The sequence below is a fragment of the Streptomyces sp. NPDC002386 genome, from assembly GCF_053593175.1.
In genome coordinates this window covers 1-16,891 of sequence record NZ_JBSFBX010000010.1, presented here as the reverse complement: position 1 = coordinate 16,891, position 16,891 = coordinate 1, and the positions used below count along the sequence as shown (strand labels likewise).

The following is a 16,891-nucleotide window of genomic DNA, read 5'->3' as shown; positions in this document are numbered from 1 at the left end:
TGACCACGCCCGGGACATCCCGCGCAATACGTTACCGACGCCTTGTCGGAAAGTGGCCGCGGTCAGGCCGCGAGCGTGCCCAGATCCGCGCTCGCCCACCGCTCCCCGAGGCCGGTGACCGTCACCTGCCGGACCTCGTCGGTCGTGTCGCCGACGGCCCGGTGGATGACGACCTGGAGGCGGTCCTCGGTCAGCTCCTCGACCTTGCCCTCGCCCCACTCCACGACGATCACCGAGTCGGGCAGGGAGACGTCGAGGTCGAGGTCCTCCATCTCGTCGAGGCCGCCGGAGAGCCGGTAGGCGTCCACGTGGACGAGCGGCGGCCCGCCACCGAGGGAGGGGTGCACCCGGGCGATCACGAAGGTCGGCGAGGTGACCGCGCCGCGCACGTCGAGCCCTTCGCCGAGCCCTCGGGTCAGCGTCGTCTTGCCCGCGCCCAGTTCGCCGCTGAGCATCACCAGGTCACCCGGGCGCAGCAGCTTGGCCAGGCGGCGGCCCAGCTCCCGCATCTGCTCGGGAGAGGTGACGGTCAGCCGGATCTCAGCGGGGTCGTGCGGTGCTGCTGGTGCTGCTGGCTGTTCCATAGCCACTTACGGTAGCCCCTGCCGGCACGGCGCCCGCGCGGGTGAGCAGGTCGGCCAGGCGGTCGGTGACCACTTCCGGGTGCTCCAGCATCACCAGGTGCCCGGCGTCCGGCACGAGCACCAGTTCGGCGTCCGGGAGGAGGTCGGCGATGGCCTCGCTGTGCTCGCTGGGCGTGACCAGGTCCTGCACACCGGCGAGCACCAGCACCGGGAAGTCCCGGAAGCAGAGCAGCGCCTCGGTCTTGTCGTGCTCGGTGAAGGCCGGATAGAACTCGGCGACCACGTCGATCGGCGTCGACTCGATCATCCGTTCGGCGAACCGCTCCACGGCGGGATCGACGTCCCGGGACGCGAACGAGTACCGCTTGATGACCCCGGCGAACAGGTCGGCGGTGGCCCGGCGCCCCTTCTCCACCAGTTCCGCCTGCTGTCCGAGCGCCCTCAGCACGCCCGGGAGTATCCGGCGCACCGCGTTGACGCCGGCCACCGGCAGCCCGAAGTTGACCTCGCCGAGCCGGCCGGAGGAGGTGCCGATGAGCGCGGTGGCCACGACCCGGTCGCGGATCAGCTCCGGGAAGTGGGCGGCCAGCGCCATGATGGTCATCCCGCCCATGGAGTGCCCGACCAGCACGACCGGGCCGTCCGGCACGGCCGCGTCGAGGACGGCCTTCAGGTCGCGGCCGAGCTGGTCGATGGTGAGCGGCACGCCGTCCTGGGTCTGGGCCACCCCGCGGCCGGACCGGCCGTGGCTGCGCTGGTCCCAGTGCACGGTGCGCACGACCCCGCGCAGGGCCGCCCGCTGGAAGTGCCAGGAGTCCTGGCTGAGGCAGTAGCCGTGGCAGAAGACGACGGTGACGGGGGCGGGCGCCTTGCGGCCGAAGAGCCTGCGGCGGCGCGGGGAGACGGCCGGACCCGGGTCGGGATCCACGTCGTCGACCTCGTAGTACAGCTCGGTGCCGTCGTCGGCGTACGCCTTGCCGGGGGTGCCGCGCAGGGTGCCGTAGGGGCCGGCCGAGTCGAGCACCAGCCGGGCCCGGCGGCGCATCCCGCGGCCCACGGTCATCCGCTCGACGGCCACCCCGGCGGCCGCGCCCGCGGCCAGGACGCCTATCGCGGCACCGGCGATGCCGGTCGTCCTGCGCCAGTTGCCGGCCGCCCCCGCGGCGGAGGCGGCGGCCGCCGAGGCGACGGCTTCCACCAGGGCCTCCGCACTGCTCTCGCTCACTTCCGCTCCTCTTCGCCGTACTGCAGTTCGCTGGGTGGGTGAAACGGGTGATGCCGGGATGGTACGGGTGGTGCCGGTGTTGTCCGTGTTACCAGTGGGGGCAGGAGTAACCGGGCATGGGTGACCGCCCCCCTGAAGGGGTTACCCCTCCTGGGGCCCGTTCACATGGACGCGGGGGACACGCGTTCCGATCCGGGTGACGATCTCGTACGCGATCGTGCCGCAGGCCTGCGCCCAGTCCTCGGCGGTGGGCTCACCGCGGTCCCCGGGACCGAACAGCACCGCCTCCGCACCGGCCTCGGGCTCGTCCCCGCCCAGGTCCACCACGAACTGGTCCATGGCCACCCGCCCCGCGACGGTCCGCCACTTGCCGTCCACCAGCACCGGGCCGGTGCCGGAGGCGTGCCGGGGGATGCCGTCCGCGTAGCCCACGGGGACCAGGCCGAGGGTGGTCGCGCCCGGGGTGACGTAGTGGTGGCCGTAGCTGACGCCGTGTCCGGCGGGGACGTGCTTGACCAGCGCCAGCGACGCGCTCAGCGTCATCACCGGACGCAGGCCGAAGTCCGCCGGGGTGCCGATCTCCGGGCTGGGCGAGATGCCGTACATGGCGATGCCCGGCCGGACGAGGTCGAAGTGGGTCTCCGGAAGGGTCAGCGTCGCCGGGGAGTTGGCGATGTGCCGCACCTCGGGGCGCACGCCCCGGTCCTCGGCGTACGCCACCATCTCCCGGAACCGGGAGAGCTGGGCGGCGATGGACGGATGGCCGGGCTCGTCGGCGCAGGCGAAGTGCGACCACAGACCGGTGACCCGGAGCAGGCCCTCGCGTTCGGCCCGCAGGGCCCCCTCGACCAGTTCGGGCCAGTCGGCGGGCTGGCAGCCGTTGCGCCCGAGCCCGGTGTCGGCCTTGAGCTGCACACGCGCCGGCCGGCCCGCCTGCCGGGCGGCCTCGGTGACCTCGCGCAGCGCCCACGTCCCGCTGAGGGAGACGTCGATGTCCGCCTCGACGGCCTGCCGCCAGGGCCCGCCGGGCACCCAGAGCCAGCACAGGACACGGGCCCGGAGACCGGCGGCGCGCAGCGCGAGCGCCTCCTCGGGCGTGGCCGTGCCGAGCCAGGTCGCGCCCGCCTCGACGGCCGCGCGGGCACACGGCAGCGCCCCGTGGCCGTACGCGTCGGACTTGACGACGGCCATCAGGGCCGCGCCCTTCGCCCGGGCCCGCAGGGCCCGCACATTGGCACGCAGGGCGGCCAGATCGATCTCGGCCCGGGCCCGCAGAGGCGCGGTCGTCTCAGCAACAGTCTCACTCATGGCGCCCCCAGTCTCTCAGAGGACCGCGGCGGCCCCCGGGCACACCGGCCGGAGCACCGCCGGGGGGGCCGCCCGCGCGGACCCCGCGGCGGATCCGGGGCGAGCGCGTGGAGGTTGCCGCACGAGTCTTGCGGCGCCCTCGGCGGCAGGTGTAGCAATGGCGCACGGAAAACTTGAACATTATTCAAGTTCCTGTTCGTCACTTCGCGTTCGTCCCCCCACCGAGCCGAGGAGCAGCAGATGTCCACGGAACGCCCCGCCCGCAGCCGGCGCACCGTCCTGGCGGCGGGAGCCCTCACCGGCCTCGGCCTGGCGGGCGCCCAGTTGGCCGGCCCGGCCGCGGCCGGCGCCGCGACCGCCGACGGCACGTCGTCCGCGGGTGACACACCGTCCGGCGGTGACACCGCCTACCTCGTCGGACGGGGCGTCGCCGACGCCACCGGCGAGGTCGCCGAGGTCGGCATGATGGGCTACGGCCGGTTCGACCAGCAGGCGGCCGGGCTGCACACCCGGCTGCGGGCCCGCGGGTTCGTGGTGGTGGACCGGGCCACCGGTCGGCGCGTCATGCTGATCGTCGCGGACTCGCCGATGATCTTCGAGAGCGTGCACCAGGAGGTGCTGCGGCGGCTCGCCGAGCGGTACGGCGGCCTCTACACCGAGCAGAACGTGCTCATCACCGCGACCCACACCCACGCCGGCCCCGGCGGCTACTCGCACCATCTGCTGTACAACGCCACCACGTTCGGGTTCCACCGCAAGACCTTCGAGGCCGTGGCGGAGGGTCTCGTCGAGGCCGCCCGGCGGGCCCACGACGACCTGGCGCCGTCCGACCTGGTCCTCAGCCACGGGACGCTGACCGGGGCCAGCGCCAACCGGTCCCGGGTGGCCTTCGACCGCAACCCGCGGGCCGACCGCGACCACTTCCCGGACGCCGTCGACCCGCACACCGCGCTGCTGCGGGTGGAGCGGGCCGGCCGGGCGGTGGGCGCCATCAACTGGTTCCCGGTGCACGGCACCAGCATGTCCGGGGACAACCGCCTGGTCAGCGCGGACAACAAGGGGTTCGCCGCGTACCACTGGGAGCGGGAGGTCAACGGCGTCGACTACCTCGCCGACGGTTCCCCGGCGTTCGTCTCGGCGTTCGCCCAGACCAACAGCGGCGACATGTCCCCGAATCTCGACCTGCGGCCCCCGACCACGCCGGAGGACTTCGCCCACACCCACGCCAGCGGGCTCCGGCAGTACGAGGCCGCAGCGGCGCAGCTCCACGAGCCGGGCGTCACACTGTCCGGCCCGGTGGACTCCCGGCTGGTGTACATCGACCTCTCCGACGTCACGGTGCGCCCCGAGTTCACCGGCGACGGGCGGACCCACCGCACCTCGAAGCCCTGCATCGGCGCCTCCATGGCCGCCGGGAGCATGGAGGACGGACCGGCGTTCCCCGGGTTCGAGGAGGGCGAGAACCCGTTCTGGGACGCGGTGTCCGACTCCGTCGTCTACACCGTCTCGCCCGAGCTGAAGGAGGCACAGGCGCCGAAGGACGTCTTCGTGCCCATCGGTGAGATGAACCGCGTCTACCCGTGGGTGCAGGAGCGGGTGCCGGTGATGCTGGTGCGCATCGGCCGGCTGTACCTCGTCGGCATCCCGGGCGAGGTCACCATCTGCGCGGGCCTGCGGCTGCGGCGCACGGTCGCCGCGATCGTCGGCGCCGACCTGGAGGACGTCCTGGTCGCCGGCTACGCCAACGCGTACTTCCACTACCTGACCACCCCGGAGGAGTACGACTCCCAGCAGTACGAGGGCGGCAGCACCCTGTTCGGCCGCTGGCAGCTCCCTGCGCTCCAGCAGACGGCGGCCGCCCTCGCCACCGCCCTGCGCGACGGCACCGAGGTGCCCGTCGGCCCGGAGGCACCGGACCTGTCCGGCGAGGTCCTCTCCCTGCAGCCCGGGGTGGTGCTGGACGCGCCGCCCATCCTCAGGTCGTTCGGGGACGTGCTGGAGACACCCCAGGACGGCTACCGGGCCGGTGACCGGGCCCGGGTCGTCTTCGCGGGCGCCCACCCGGGCAACGACCTGCACCGGGGCGGCACGTACCTGGAGATCCAGCGCCAGGAGTCCGGCGGGGCCTGGCACCGGATCGCCGACGACGGCGACTGGTCGACCCGGTTCCACTGGGAGCGCTACGGCGTCGCCGCCTCCAAGGTGACCATCACCTGGGACATCCCGCAGGACACCGCCCCCGGCACGTACCGGATCGTGTACCGCGGCGACGCCCGGAACCTGCTCGGCACCATCACCCCGATCACCGGCAGGTCACCGGCTTTCGCGGTGCGCTGACCCGGAGGCCGGACGGCGGCCCGGAGCGCCTCCCCCAGGCGCGCCGGCCCCCGTCCGCCCGGAGCCGCTCAGGCCAGGGCGTCCCGGACGTCCCGCCACGCCTGGGGCAGCCGCTCCGCGATGTCGTGCGCCCCGGCCGGCGCCCCCGAAGCGGCGAACCGCCCGGCCAGCCCGTGCAGATACGCCGCCACGCTCCCCGCGTCCCGCGCGGACAGCCCGGCGGCCAGCAGCGACCCGGCCAGCCCCGACAGCACGTCCCCGCTCCCCGCGGTGGCCAGCCAGCCCGTGCCCGTGGCGTTCACCCGCACCGCGCCGCCCCGCGGGTCGGCGACCAGCGTCGTCGACCCCTTCAGCAGCACGGTCGCCCGGTACACCGCCGCCAGCTCCCGCACCGCGGCCAGCCGGGCCCCCTCGACCTCCTCCCGGCGCACCCCGAGCAGCGCCGCCGCCTCCCCCGCGTGCGGGGTCATCAGCGTCGGCGCCGTACGCCCGCGCACCGCGTCCCGCTCCGCCAGCCGCAGCCCGTCGGCGTCGAGCAGCACCGGCACATCGGTGTCCAGCACCTGAGCCACGGTCGCCGCGTCCTCCCCGGCGCCGGGCCCGACGACCCACGCCTGCACCCGGCCGGCCTTCGCCGGGCCCTGGTCGGACACGAGCGTCTCCGGGAACCGGGCGATCACCGCGTCCGCGGCGGGCCCGACGTACCGCACGGCACCGGCCCCGCCGCGCAGCGCCCCGGAGACGGCCAGCACGGCGGCCCCCGGATAGCGCGCCGAGCCGGCGGCGATCCCGACCACGCCCCGCCGGTACTTGTCGCTCTCCGCCGCCGGCCGGGGCAACAGCCGGGCCACGTCCGCGTGTTGCAGCGCCTCCAGCTCGGCTTCGGGCGGCAGGCCGAGACCGATGCCGACCAGCCGCACGGTTCCGGCGTACTCCCGCGCCGGGTCGATCAGCAGCCCCGGCTTGTGCGTGCCGAAGGTGACGGTGAGGTCGGCCCGGACCGCCGCTCCCCGCACCTCGCCGGTGTCGGCCTCCACCCCGCTGGGCAGGTCCACCGCGACGACGGCCGCGCCCGACCGCTCGACGGCGTCCACCAGGTCCTCCGCCTCCGGCCGCAGCCCGCCCTTGCCGCCGATGCCGACGATGCCGTCCACCACCAGGTCGGCCCGCGCGATCCACTCCCCGGCGCGGCCGGGCACCGTGACCGAGCCGCCCGCCCGGCGCAGCGCCGCGAGACCGCCCGGGTGGGTGCGCTCGGGCGGCGCCAGCAGTACGGCCGTGACACCCGCGCCCCGCCGGGCCAGCCGTGCACCCGCGTACAGCGCGTCCCCGCCGTTGTCCCCGCTCCCGACGAGCAGCACCACCCGCCGTCCGTAGACCCGTCCGAGCAGGTCGGCGCAGGCGGCGGCCAGCCCGGCGGCCGCCCGCTGCATCAGCGCGCCCTCCGGAAGCCGTGCCATCAGCTCCCGCTCGGCCGCCCTCACCGTCTCCACGCTGTACGCAGTACGCATGGCTTCGAGTCTGCCCCGGAAAGGCCACCCGCCACACCCGGAGCCCGCCGGAGCCGCCCGCGGCGCTCAGCCCTCGGCGACCACCACGGCCGACGCGATCCCGGCGTCGTGGCTGAGCGACACGTGCCAGGAACGCACCCCCAGTTCCGCCGCCTTCGCGGCGACGGTGCCCTTCACCCGCAGCCGCGGCTGACCGCTGTCCTCGACGTACACCTCGGCGTCGGTCCAGTGCAGTCCCGGCGGCGCGCCCAGCGCCTTGGCCAGCGCCTCCTTGGCGGCGAACCGTGCCGCGAGGGACGCGATGCCGCGCCGCTGCCCGCTGGGCAGCAGCAACTCACTGTCGACGAACAGCCGATCGGCCAGTCCAGGCGTCCGATCCAGCGACGCCCGGAACCGATCGATCTCGGCGACGTCGATACCGACCCCGATGATGCTCATGGGCAGACCCTAAGGCGCGCGGGTGCGCGGCCGCGGCAGGTCACTCCACCGTGACCGACTTCGCCAGGTTCCGCGGCTGGTCGACCTCGTTGCCCCGGGCCGTGGCCAGCTCGCAGGCGAAGACCTGGAGCGGCACCGTGGCCACCAGCGGCTGCAGCAGGGTGGGCGTGGCCGGGATGCGGATGAGGTGGTCGGCGTAGGGGACCACCGCCTCGTCGCCCTCCTCCGCGATCACGATGGTCCGGGCCCCGCGCGCCCGGATCTCCTGGATGTTGGAGACGATCTTGTCGTAGAGCACCGAGCGGCCGCGCGGCGACGGCACGACCACCACCACGGGCAGGTCCTCCTCGATCAGGGCGATCGGGCCGTGCTTCAGCTCGCCCGCCGCGAAGCCCTCGGCGTGCATGTAGGCGAGTTCCTTGAGCTTGAGCGCGCCCTCCAGGGCGACCGGATAGCCCACGTGCCGGCCCAGGAACAGCACCGTGTCCTTGCCGGCCAGCGACCGCGCGAGCGCCCGTACCGGCTCCATGGTCTCCAGCACCCGGTCGACCGCGCCGGCGATGTGGGACAGGTCCTTGATGACGGCGCTGATCTCGTCGCCCCACTTGGTGCCGCGCACCTGGCCCAGGTACAGGGCCACCAGGTAGCACGCCACCAACTGGGTCAGGAACGCCTTGGTGGAGGCGACGGCCACCTCCGGCCCGGCGTGGGTGTAGAGCACCGCGTCCGACTCGCGCGGGATCGTCGAGCCGTTGGTGTTGCAGATCGCCAGCACCTTGGAGCCCTGCTCGCGGGCGTGCCGCAGCGCCATCAGGGTGTCCATGGTCTCGCCGGACTGCGAGATGGCGATGACGAGGGAGCGCCCGTCGAGGATGGGGTCGCGGTAGCGGAACTCGCTGGCCAGCTCCACCTCGCACGGGATGCGCGTCCAGTGCTCGATGGCGTACTTGGCGATCATGCCGGCGTGGAAGGCCGTGCCGCAGGCGACGATGACGACCTTGTCCACCTCGCGCAGCTCCGACGGCGTGATCCGGACCTCGTCCAGCGTCAGGGAACCGGCCGCGTCGATGCGCCCGAGCAGCGTGTCGGCGACCGCCTTGGGCTGCTCGGCGATCTCCTTGAGCATGAAGTAGTCGTAGCCGCCCTTCTCGGCGGCCGACGCGTCCCAGTCCACGTGGTACGAACGCACCTCGGCGGGGCGGCCGTCGAAGCCGGTCACCGTGACACCGTCCCGGCGCAGCTCCACCACCTGGTCCTGGCCCAGCTCGATCGCCGAGCGGGTGTGCTCGATGAACGCGGCGACGTCGGAGGCCAGGAACGCCTCGCCCTCGCCGACACCCACCACCAGCGGCGAGTTGCGGCGGGCGCCCACCACCACGTCCGGCGCGTCGGCGTGCACCGCGACCAGCGTGAACGCGCCGTCCAGGCGCCGGCACACCAGCCGCATGGCCTCGGCGAGGTCGGCGCAGGACGAGAACTCCTCCGCCAGCAGGTGCGCGACGACCTCGGTGTCCGTCTCGGACGCGAGTTCGTGCCCGCGCTCGGCCAGTTCGGCCCGCAGCGCCGCGAAGTTCTCGATGATGCCGTTGTGCACGACGGCGACCCGGCCCGCGTTGTCGAGGTGCGGGTGCGCGTTCGCGTCCGTGGGCCCGCCGTGGGTGGCCCAGCGCGTGTGGCCGATACCCGTCGTGCCCGCCGGCAGCGGGCGGTCGACGAGTTCCTTCTCCAGGTTGACCAGTTTCCCGGCCTTCTTCCCCGCGGCCAGCCCGCCGTCCGCGAGCACGGCGACACCCGCCGAGTCGTAACCCCGGTACTCCAGCCGCTTCAGCCCGGCCATCACGACATCGAGCGCCGACTGCGACCCCACGTATCCCACGATTCCGCACATGTGCCGCAGCCTACGGGCGACCGGCCGCCCGAAAGAGCCGCCGCGTGCCCGAAATCAGAAATTCCCACCGCGGTGGGACACACCCGCCCGGCCCCGGTCCACGCCGGGGCGCGCACGTGACGCACCCCACCCCGCAGCCCTGTTCAAACTCCGTTAACAATGGACTGTGATCTCACCGGTCTCCCCGATGCCCAGGAGCGCCCACCGGTCCAGGCCGGAGGCGACTCCCTACGTCGACCTCACGCGCGCCGAATGGAGCGCGCTGCGGGACAAGACGCCGCTGCCCCTCACCGCCGAGGAGGTGGAGAAGCTGCGCGGGCTCGGTGACGTCATCGACCTCGACGAGGTGCGGGACATCTACCTCCCGCTGTCGCGCCTGCTCAACCTCTACGTCGGCGCCACGGACGGCCTGCGCAGCGCCCTCAACACCTTCCTCGGCGAACAGGGTTCCCAGTCCGGCACCCCGTTCGTGATAGGCGTCGCCGGTTCGGTGGCCGTCGGCAAGTCCACCGTCGCCCGGCTGCTGCAGGCCCTGCTGTCCCGCTGGCCCGAGCACCCGCGCGTCGAACTGGTGACGACCGACGGGTTCCTGCTGCCCACCAGGGAACTGGAGTCCCGCGGCCTGATGTCGCGCAAGGGCTTCCCCGAGTCGTACGACCGCCGGGCGCTGACCCGTTTCGTCGCCGACATCAAGGCGGGCAAGGACGAGGTGACGGCCCCCGTCTACTCCCACCTGATCTACGACATCGTCCCGGACAGCAGGCTCACCGTGCGCCGCCCGGACATCCTGATCGTCGAGGGGCTGAACGTCCTGCAGCCCGCCCTGCCGGGCAAGGACGGCCGCACCCGGGTCGGTCTCGCCGACTACTTCGACTTCAGCGTCTACGTCGACGCGAGCGCCGAGGACATCGAGAGCTGGTACCTCAGCCGCTTCCGGAAGCTGCGCCGGACCGCCTTCCAGAACCCGGACTCGTACTTCCGCAAGTACACCCAGGTCGCCGAGGACGAGGCCCTCGACTACGCCCGCACCCTGTGGCGCACGATCAACAAGCCCAATCTGGTGGAGAACATCGCGCCCACCCGCGGCCGCGCCACCCTCGTCGTCCGCAAGGGCGCCGACCACAAGGTGCAGCGGCTGCGGCTGCGCAAGCTCTAGGGAGACGCCCCTGGGGCCGGTCCGCCGGACGCGCCCCAGGTGTGACGTGCCCATGGAAGCCTGTTAGAAAGGCGCCATGCTGCATCTGCGCCTGATCACCCCGGCCGAGAAGACGGACGAGGTGGTGCGGCTGATCGGGACGACGGTCGGCACGGCCCACCTCGTCGTACTGCCGGGGGCCGCCCGCGACCCCGCCGGGGACGTCGTCCTGTGCGACGTGGCACGCGAGGCGGGCGACGAACTCCTCACCGCCCTGCAGCGGTTGGACCTGGAGACGACGGGTTCCATCGCGGTCGAGGACATCGACCTGTCGCTGTCCCGCCGGGCCGACCGGGCCGAGGACGAGGCGCCCGGCGAGGCCGCGGACGCGGTGCTGTGGGAGCACCTGACGGAGGCGACGCACGAGGAGTCGACCCTGTCGGTCACCTACGTCGCCTTCCTCACCCTGGCCACCATGATCGCGGCCTGCGGTGTGGTGCTGGACAACGCGGTCCTGATCGTGGGCGCGATGGCGGTCGGCCCGGAGTTCGGTCCGCTGGCCGGCATCTGCACGGCCCTGGTGCAGCGCCGCCCGCGGCTGGCGCTGCGCTCGGTGACCGCGCTGCTCGTGGGCTTCGCGGCGGCGATGGCGGTGACGGTCGGCTTCAGCCTGTTCATGGACGCCATCGGGCTCTTCCACCGGTCCCAGCTGGAGGGTGAGCGCCCCAACACGGCGTTCGTCTACGCCCCGGACGCCTTCTCGTTCGTCGTGGCGGTGCTGGCCGGGATCGCGGGCACCCTGTCCCTGACCTCCGCCAAGTCGGGCGCGCTGGTCGGCGTGGCCATCTCGGTGACGACCGTGCCGGCCGCCGCCAACGCGGCCGTGGCCCTCGCCTACGGTGACCCGGGCCAGATGGCCGGCTCGACGAAGCAGCTCCTGCTGAACCTGCTGGGCATCGTCCTGGCCGGCACCCTGACCCTGCTGACCCAGAAGTGGTTCTGGGCCAGGCAGCGGCACCAGCGGCCGAACGTGGAACAGGTCTAGGATTTCCCGTTCGGCCCGATCCGGACGACGGGCCCTAGCCGAGGGCCGACTTCACCGCGTCGGCGAGGCGTCCGGCGACGGACCGGGCCTGGTCGATGTCGGCCGCCTCGACCATCACCCGCACCAGCGGCTCGGTCCCCGAGGAACGCAGCAGCACGCGGCCGGTCTCGCCCAGCTCGCGCTCCGCCTCGGCCACGGCGGCGGCCAGGTCGGCCGAGGTCCGCACCCGGGACTTGTCCACGTCCGGGACGTTGATCAGGACCTGCGGCAGGCGCTCCATCACCGAGGCCAGCTCCCGCAGCGTACGGCCGGTCTGCGCGACCCGTGCCGCCAGCAGCAGCCCGGTCAGCGTGCCGTCGCCGGTCGTCGCGTGGTCGAGGATGATGACGTGTCCGGACTGCTCCCCGCCGAGGGCGTAGCCCTTCTCCTTCATCTCCTCCAGCACGTACCGGTCGCCGACGGCGGTCTGCACGAGGTGGATGCCCTCCCGCTCCATCGCCAGCTTGAAGCCCAGGTTCGACATGACCGTCGCGACGACGGTGTCGGAACGCAGCTCGGAACGCTCCCGCATGGCCAGCGCGAGCACGGCGAGGATCTGGTCGCCGTCGACCTCCTCGCCGGTGTGGTCCACGGCGAGGCAGCGGTCGGCGTCACCGTCGTGCGCGATGCCCAGGTCGGCGCCCTGCTCGACGACGGCCGCCTTCAGCTTCTCCAGGTGGGTGGAGCCGCAGCCGTCGTTGATGTTGAGCCCGTCCGGCTCGGCGCCGATCGTGACGATCTGGGCACCGGCGCGCGAGAACACCTCCGGCGAGACCCCCGAGGCCGCGCCGTGGGCCTCGTCCAGGACGATCTTCAGGCCGTCGAGGCGGTTCGGCAGCGCGCCGAGGAGGTGGCCGACGTACTTCTCGAAGCCCTCGTCGTACGGACGCGCCCGCCCGACCCCGGCACCGGTGGGCCGCTCCCAGGGCTCGCCGTGGCGGTGGGACTCGTACACCGACTCGATACGGTCCTCGAGCTCGTCGGCCAGCTTGTGGCCGCCGCGGGCGAAGAACTTGATGCCGTTGTCCGGCATGGCGTTGTGGCTGGCGGAGAGCATCACGCCGAGGTCGGCGCCGAGCGCGCCGGTCAGGAACGCCACCGCCGGCGTCGGCAGCACGCCGACCCGCAGGACGTCCACACCCGCGCTGGCCAGGCCGGCGACCACGGCGGCCTCCAGGAACTCCCCGGACGCACGCGGGTCCCGTCCGACCACGGCCGTCGGTCGGTGGCCCTCGAAGGTGCCCGCCTCGGCCAGCACGTGCGCCGCCGCCACGGACAGGCCGAGCGCCATCTCGGCGGTCAGGTCCGCGTTGGCGACACCGCGCACGCCGTCCGTACCGAAGAGTCGTCCCACTTGTCCTCCTGAGGAAGCGTCCATGCTGCCGGGAATCATGGCAGACGCCACGACATCCGATCACACAAGCCTCTGAGCGTCTTGTGTCGTTATACGCCCTTGGGCGGGGATAAACGAACGCCCCGGCGGCACAGAGGCGTGCCGCCGGGGCGTTCGGAGTACGAGCAGGCAGCTGTGATTAGCGCTTGCTGTACTGCGGGGCCTTGCGGGCCTTCTTCAGACCGGCCTTCTTGCGCTCGACCGCACGGTCGTCGCGCTTGAGGAAGCCGGCCTTCTTGAGCGGGCCGCGGTTGTTGTCGACGTCGGCCTCGTTCAGCGCACGGGCGACACCGAGACGGAGCGCACCGGCCTGGCCGGAGACGCCGCCACCCGCGATACGGGCGATGACGTCGTAGCGGCCCTCGAGCTCGAGCACCTTGAAGGGCTCGTTGACTTCCTGCTGGTGCACCTTGTTCGGGAAGTAGTCCTCGAGGGTGCGACCGTTGATCTTCCACTTGCCGGTGCCCGGGACGATCCGGACGCGGGCGATGGCGTTCTTGCGACGGCCCAGGCCGGCGGCCGGCTGGGGCTCGCCGAAGCGGGACGCCATGGACTCCGAGGTGTACTCACCCTCGACGGGGACCTCGGACTCGGTGGTGTAGCTGTCGATGTCAAGCTCTTCGAGCGGCTGCTCGGCAGTGGTCTCGGCCACGATTCTCCTCAGATTCTCTGTCAGTCTTAGGGGGTGGCCGGAACTACTGCGCGACCTGGGTGATCTCGAACGGCACCGGCTGCTGGGCAGCGTGGGGGTGCTGGTCACCCTTGTAGACCTTCAGCTTCGAGAGCATCTGACGGCCCAGGGAGTTCTTGGGGAGCATGCCCTTGACGGCCTTCTCGATGGCCTTCTCCGGGTTCTTGTCCAGCAGCTCGTCGTAGCGGACGGAGCGCAGACCACCCGGGTAGCCGGAGTGGCGGTACGCCATCTTCTGGGTCCGCTTGTTGCCCGACAGGTGCACCTTGTCGGCGTTGATGATGATGACGAAGTCACCAGCGTCGACGTGCGGCGCGTAGATCGGCTTGTGCTTGCCCCGGAGGAGGGTCGCTGCGGTGGTGGCGAGACGGCCCAGAACAACGTCCTGAGCGTCGATGACGTGCCACTGGCGCGTCACATCGCCGGGCTTGGGGCTGTACGTACGCACGGTTCGTAGCCTTCGCTTCGAGTGAATGGTCCTGAACAGGTCACCGAAACGATCACGACAGCCTGGGCCACTGCGGCGACGCATACCGCGTACGTGGGGTTGCTGGTCATCGGTTTGGTGGACCGGTGTAAGGGCCCGTCCCGTGAGAATGAGCAAGCCAATACACAACGAGGAAGCAGATTACCTGTACGCCCCCGGACGGGTCAAAACGAGGCATGCCGACGGACAAAGGTCGCATGCCGACGCTCGCGCTCCAGTATCGCCCGCCCCCCGTCTAAGATGCGCCCCATGAGTTACGGGCAGGGGGGACCCCAGTCTCAGTGGGATCCCTGGAAACCTAATTCCCAGCAGCCCTGGACCAGCGGCGGTGACGACGGCACCCCCGACTGGGCAGCGCTCGCCGAGGCCTCCGAGACGCGGAACAAGCGTCGACGGCTGCTGTTCATCGGCGGCGGCGCGCTGGCCACGATCGGCGTCGGCACGGCCGTCGCCATGGCCGTGGTCTCGGCGAACGGGGACAACGACGCCTCGGGCAGGCCCACGAAGCTGCCCGCCAGCGCCTCCCTGCCCAGCGGCTCGGCCACGGCACCGTCCTTCGCGCCCACCAGCGCCCCGCCGCCGCTGGACCCGAAGGACTTCATAGCCAACGCCAAGAAGGACACCGCCCCGCTGAGCCCGGAGACGCTCTTCCCCGGCACCCGGCTCACCATGGGCGAGACGGTGTACAAGAAGGGCGCCACCGCCGACACCGGGAACTGCGCCTCCGCCACCGGCGGCAACCTGCCGAAGATCCTCGACGCGAACGGCTGCACCCGGCTGATGCGGGTGAGCTACGTCAACGGCGACATCGCCGTCACGGTCGGTGTCGCGGTCTTCGACGACGAGGCGCAGGCCACGAAGGTCAAGACCCAGGCGGGCAGCAAAAAGAGCCTGGTGAACGCCCTGGCCGGCAAGGGCATCAAGAGTTTCTGCGACTCCGCGATCTGCCGGACGACCACGAACGCCTACGGCCGCTACGCCTACTTCACGATCAGCGGCTTCACCGGCGGCAAGAACGTCACCACCAAGGACACCAAGGTGTTCCGCACCGGCGACGACCTGGCCCAGTTCACCGTCAACCAGATCCACCGCCGCGGTCAGGCGCAGGCCTCCGCGGCGGCGAACCGGTAGCTCAGCAGCACCCCGCCGACGGAAGCGACCGCTTGTTCCGGGCCTCCTTGTTCCGGGCGGCCAGCAGTTCGTCGGCGGGATAGCCGACCTCCTCCAGGGTCAGCCCGTGCGGCCGCACCACGTGCACCGCGCTGTCCCGCACCCCGGCGGCCAGCACCTTCCCGGGCCACTCCGGCCCGCGGTGCCCGTCCCCCACGAACAGCAGCGCGCCGATCAGCGAGCGCACCATGTTGTGGCAGAAGGCGTCGGCGCGGACCGTGGCCGTGACGACCCCGTCCCCGCCGCGCACCAGGCTCAGCTCCTGGAGGGTGCGGATGGTGGTCGCGCCCTCGCGCCGCTTGCAGTAGGCGGCGAAGTCGTGCTCGCCGACGAGCGCCCGCGCGGCCTCGTTCATGGCGTCCACGTCGAGGGGCCAGTCGTGCCACAGGACGTGGCCCCGCAGCAGGGGGTCGACTCCCCCGGGGTTGTCGGTGACGCGATAGGCGTAGCGCCGCCAGACGGCCGAGAAGCGGGCGTTGAAACCGGCGGGGGCCTCGCTGAGCCGCCACACCCGGACGTCCTTGGACAGCCGTCCGGCCAGCCGCTTCAGCAGCTTCTCGCGGTGCTCGGCCCACAGCTCGGCGGGCAGGTCGACGTGCGCGACCTGGCCGCGGGCGTGCACCCCGGCGTCCGTCCGCCCGGCCACCGTCAGTTCGTACGTCTCCTTGGACCGGGTCACGGTCCGCAGGGCGTCCTCGATCTCCCCCTGCACGGTCCGCCTGCCGCCGGCCTGCTTGGCCCAGCCGTGGAAGTCGGTTCCGTCGTAGGAGAGGTCGAGCCGGATGCGTACGTGTCCGGGCTGTACTTCGTCACTCACACAGGGATCCTCTCAAGTACGCGAAAGCGGGCCCGCCCCGGAGGGCGAACCCGCTTCCCGCGTCAGGCAGAGCCTCAGGCGTCCTTCGACTCCTCGGCGGGAGCCTCGGCCGGAGCCTCGGTGGTCTCCTGCGCCTTGGCCTCGTCCGACTCCTTGACCGCACGCTTGGTGGCGGCCTCGGCCTCACCCACGGCGTTCTGCTGCACCGTCAGCGCCTCGACCAGCTCGATGACGGCCATGGGCGCGTTGTCGCCACGGCGGTTACCGATCTTGGTGATGCGGGTGTAGCCACCCGGACGGTTCTCGTAGCGCGGGCCGATCTCGGTGAAGAGCGTGTGGACGACGCTCTTGTCCGTGATCACCTGGAGCACCTGACGGCGGTTGTGAAGGTCGCCCTTCTTCGCCTTGGTGACCAGACGCTCGGCGTACGGGCGCAGGCGGCGGGCCTTCGCCTCGGTGGTGGTGATACGGCCGTGCTCGAAGAGCGCCTTCGCGAGGTTCGCGAGGAGCAGCTTCTCGTGCGCGGCGCTGCCGCCCAGACGGGCACCCTTGGTGGGCTTCGGCATTGTTCTTCTCCTGTGTGTCTGCCCCGGCCGTGTCAGGTACCGGGGTCAGTATCCGAGCAGACGGTCGTCTGTCGGAGATCCGGGGGTCCCGCCGGGACCCCCGGAGGTGAGACCGGTCAGTACTGCTCGGTCTCCACGAAACCCGCGTCCGCGTCGTCGTCGGCGCCGAAGGCGTCGGCGGCGGCGGTCGGGTCGAATCCGGGCGGGCTGTCCTTGAGGGCCAGGCCCATACCGGCCAGCTTCGCCTTGACCTCGTC

15 protein-coding genes and 1 pseudogene are annotated in these 16,891 nt (G+C 72.2%); 4 read left to right on the top strand and 12 right to left on the bottom strand.

Going from position 1 to position 16,891, the window contains the following annotated elements:
- Positions 1 to 62: 62 nt before the first annotated feature.
- From tsaE to alr, 3 genes are all read right to left on the bottom strand, one after another.
- A complete protein-coding gene (gene tsaE / locus ACWCPN_RS20710) occupies positions 63 to 584 on the bottom strand; it encodes a tRNA (adenosine(37)-N6)-threonylcarbamoyltransferase complex ATPase subunit type 1 TsaE (RefSeq protein ID WP_199211621.1) in 522 nt (173 codons plus the stop codon).
- The gene (locus ACWCPN_RS20705; RefSeq protein WP_199211620.1) at positions 541 to 1,809 is read right to left on the bottom strand and encodes an alpha/beta fold hydrolase; all 1,269 of its coding nucleotides are present in this window, start codon (positions 1,807 to 1,809) and stop codon (positions 541 to 543) included. Before ACWCPN_RS20705 ends, tsaE begins: the two co-directional genes overlap by 44 nt.
- A gap of 141 nt (positions 1,810 to 1,950) precedes the next feature.
- Entirely contained in the window at positions 1,951 to 3,117 is a 1,167-nt protein-coding gene (gene alr, locus ACWCPN_RS20700; RefSeq protein WP_199211619.1) for an alanine racemase, read from the bottom strand.
- A gap of 240 nt (positions 3,118 to 3,357) precedes the next feature.
- On the opposite strand from alr, the gene ACWCPN_RS20695 reads away from it, so the two are divergent.
- Positions 3,358 to 5,454, top strand: coding sequence for a neutral/alkaline ceramidase (locus ACWCPN_RS20695; RefSeq protein WP_451208080.1), 2,097 nt, complete (start codon positions 3,358 to 3,360; stop codon positions 5,452 to 5,454).
- Positions 5,455 to 5,522: 68 nt separating this feature from the next.
- Here ACWCPN_RS20695 and ACWCPN_RS20690 read toward each other — a convergent pair whose 3' ends face one another.
- From ACWCPN_RS20690 to glmS, 3 genes are all read right to left on the bottom strand, one after another.
- The gene (locus tag ACWCPN_RS20690; protein ID WP_451208077.1) at positions 5,523 to 6,965 is read right to left on the bottom strand and encodes an NAD(P)H-hydrate dehydratase; all 1,443 of its coding nucleotides are present in this window, start codon (positions 6,963 to 6,965) and stop codon (positions 5,523 to 5,525) included.
- 66 nt (positions 6,966 to 7,031) lie between these two features.
- Positions 7,032 to 7,403: a holo-ACP synthase gene (locus ACWCPN_RS20685; protein ID WP_451208074.1), complete on the bottom strand. Its 372-nt coding sequence runs from the start codon at positions 7,401 to 7,403 to the stop codon at positions 7,032 to 7,034.
- 40 nt (positions 7,404 to 7,443) lie between these two features.
- Entirely contained in the window at positions 7,444 to 9,291 is a 1,848-nt protein-coding gene (gene glmS / locus ACWCPN_RS20680) for a glutamine--fructose-6-phosphate transaminase (isomerizing) (RefSeq protein WP_199211615.1), read from the bottom strand.
- 187 nt (positions 9,292 to 9,478) lie between these two features.
- Between glmS and coaA the strand changes: the two genes are divergently transcribed.
- Together coaA and ACWCPN_RS20670 are read left to right on the top strand one after the other, a co-directional pair.
- Positions 9,479 to 10,447, top strand: coding sequence for a type I pantothenate kinase (gene coaA, locus ACWCPN_RS20675; RefSeq protein ID WP_451208668.1), 969 nt, complete (start codon positions 9,479 to 9,481; stop codon positions 10,445 to 10,447).
- Between the two features lie 76 nt (positions 10,448 to 10,523).
- Positions 10,524 to 11,471, top strand: a complete 948-nt coding sequence (locus ACWCPN_RS20670; protein WP_451208071.1) for a DUF389 domain-containing protein — start codon at positions 10,524 to 10,526, stop codon at positions 11,469 to 11,471.
- A gap of 34 nt (positions 11,472 to 11,505) precedes the next feature.
- Here the strand turns inward: ACWCPN_RS20670 and glmM are convergent, their stop codons facing one another.
- The 3 genes from glmM to rplM form a co-directional block, all read right to left on the bottom strand.
- Positions 11,506 to 12,864: a phosphoglucosamine mutase gene (glmM, locus tag ACWCPN_RS20665; protein WP_365120942.1), complete on the bottom strand. Its 1,359-nt coding sequence runs from the start codon at positions 12,862 to 12,864 to the stop codon at positions 11,506 to 11,508.
- Between the two features lie 178 nt (positions 12,865 to 13,042).
- Positions 13,043 to 13,555, bottom strand: a complete 513-nt coding sequence (gene rpsI, locus ACWCPN_RS20660; RefSeq protein ID WP_004927169.1) for a 30S ribosomal protein S9 — start codon at positions 13,553 to 13,555, stop codon at positions 13,043 to 13,045.
- Positions 13,556 to 13,598: 43 nt separating this feature from the next.
- Entirely contained in the window at positions 13,599 to 14,042 is a 444-nt protein-coding gene (rplM, locus tag ACWCPN_RS20655; protein WP_014674395.1) for a 50S ribosomal protein L13, read from the bottom strand.
- Positions 14,043 to 14,330: 288 nt separating this feature from the next.
- On the opposite strand from rplM, the gene ACWCPN_RS20650 reads away from it, so the two are divergent.
- Entirely contained in the window at positions 14,331 to 15,212 is an 882-nt protein-coding gene (locus ACWCPN_RS20650) for a hypothetical protein (RefSeq protein WP_199211613.1), read from the top strand.
- Between the two features lies 1 nt (position 15,213).
- Here the strand turns inward: ACWCPN_RS20650 and truA are convergent, their stop codons facing one another.
- The 3 genes and pseudogenes from truA to ACWCPN_RS20635 form a co-directional block, all read right to left on the bottom strand.
- Positions 15,214 to 16,068 carry a tRNA pseudouridine(38-40) synthase TruA gene (gene truA / locus ACWCPN_RS20645; RefSeq protein WP_250402389.1) on the bottom strand — a complete coding sequence of 285 codons (855 nt, stop codon included), beginning with the start codon at positions 16,066 to 16,068 and terminating at the stop codon, positions 15,214 to 15,216.
- Positions 16,069 to 16,142: 74 nt separating this feature from the next.
- Positions 16,143 to 16,634 (bottom strand): 50S ribosomal protein L17, encoded by a 492-nt coding sequence (rplQ, locus tag ACWCPN_RS20640; protein WP_451208066.1) that lies wholly within the window; start codon positions 16,632 to 16,634, stop codon positions 16,143 to 16,145.
- A gap of 116 nt (positions 16,635 to 16,750) precedes the next feature.
- Positions 16,751 to 16,891: pseudogene (locus ACWCPN_RS20635) on the bottom strand (DNA-directed RNA polymerase subunit alpha); the annotation flags it as partial.

What these genes read in the sequence shown, in the direction of transcription:
- tsaE (WP_199211621.1), bottom strand. Translation starts at nt 584, where the DNA reads ATGGAACAGCCAGCAGCACCAGCAGCACCGCACGACCCCGCTGAGATC.
- alr (WP_199211619.1), bottom strand. Translation starts at nt 3,117, where the DNA reads ATGAGTGAGACTGTTGCTGAGACGACCGCGCCTCTGCGGGCCCGGGCC.
- ACWCPN_RS20695 (WP_451208080.1), top strand. Translation starts at nt 3,358, where the DNA reads ATGTCCACGGAACGCCCCGCCCGCAGCCGGCGCACCGTCCTGGCGGCG.
- ACWCPN_RS20690 (WP_451208077.1), bottom strand. Translation starts at nt 6,965, where the DNA reads ATGCGTACTGCGTACAGCGTGGAGACGGTGAGGGCGGCCGAGCGGGAG.
- ACWCPN_RS20685 (WP_451208074.1), bottom strand. Translation starts at nt 7,403, where the DNA reads ATGAGCATCATCGGGGTCGGTATCGACGTCGCCGAGATCGATCGGTTC.
- glmS (WP_199211615.1), bottom strand. Translation starts at nt 9,291, where the DNA reads ATGTGCGGAATCGTGGGATACGTGGGGTCGCAGTCGGCGCTCGATGTC.
- coaA (WP_451208668.1), top strand. Translation starts at nt 9,479, where the DNA reads ATGCCCAGGAGCGCCCACCGGTCCAGGCCGGAGGCGACTCCCTACGTC.
- ACWCPN_RS20670 (WP_451208071.1), top strand. Translation starts at nt 10,524, where the DNA reads ATGCTGCATCTGCGCCTGATCACCCCGGCCGAGAAGACGGACGAGGTG.
- ACWCPN_RS20650 (WP_199211613.1), top strand. Translation starts at nt 14,331, where the DNA reads ATGAGTTACGGGCAGGGGGGACCCCAGTCTCAGTGGGATCCCTGGAAA.
- rplQ (WP_451208066.1), bottom strand. Translation starts at nt 16,634, where the DNA reads ATGCCGAAGCCCACCAAGGGTGCCCGTCTGGGCGGCAGCGCCGCGCAC.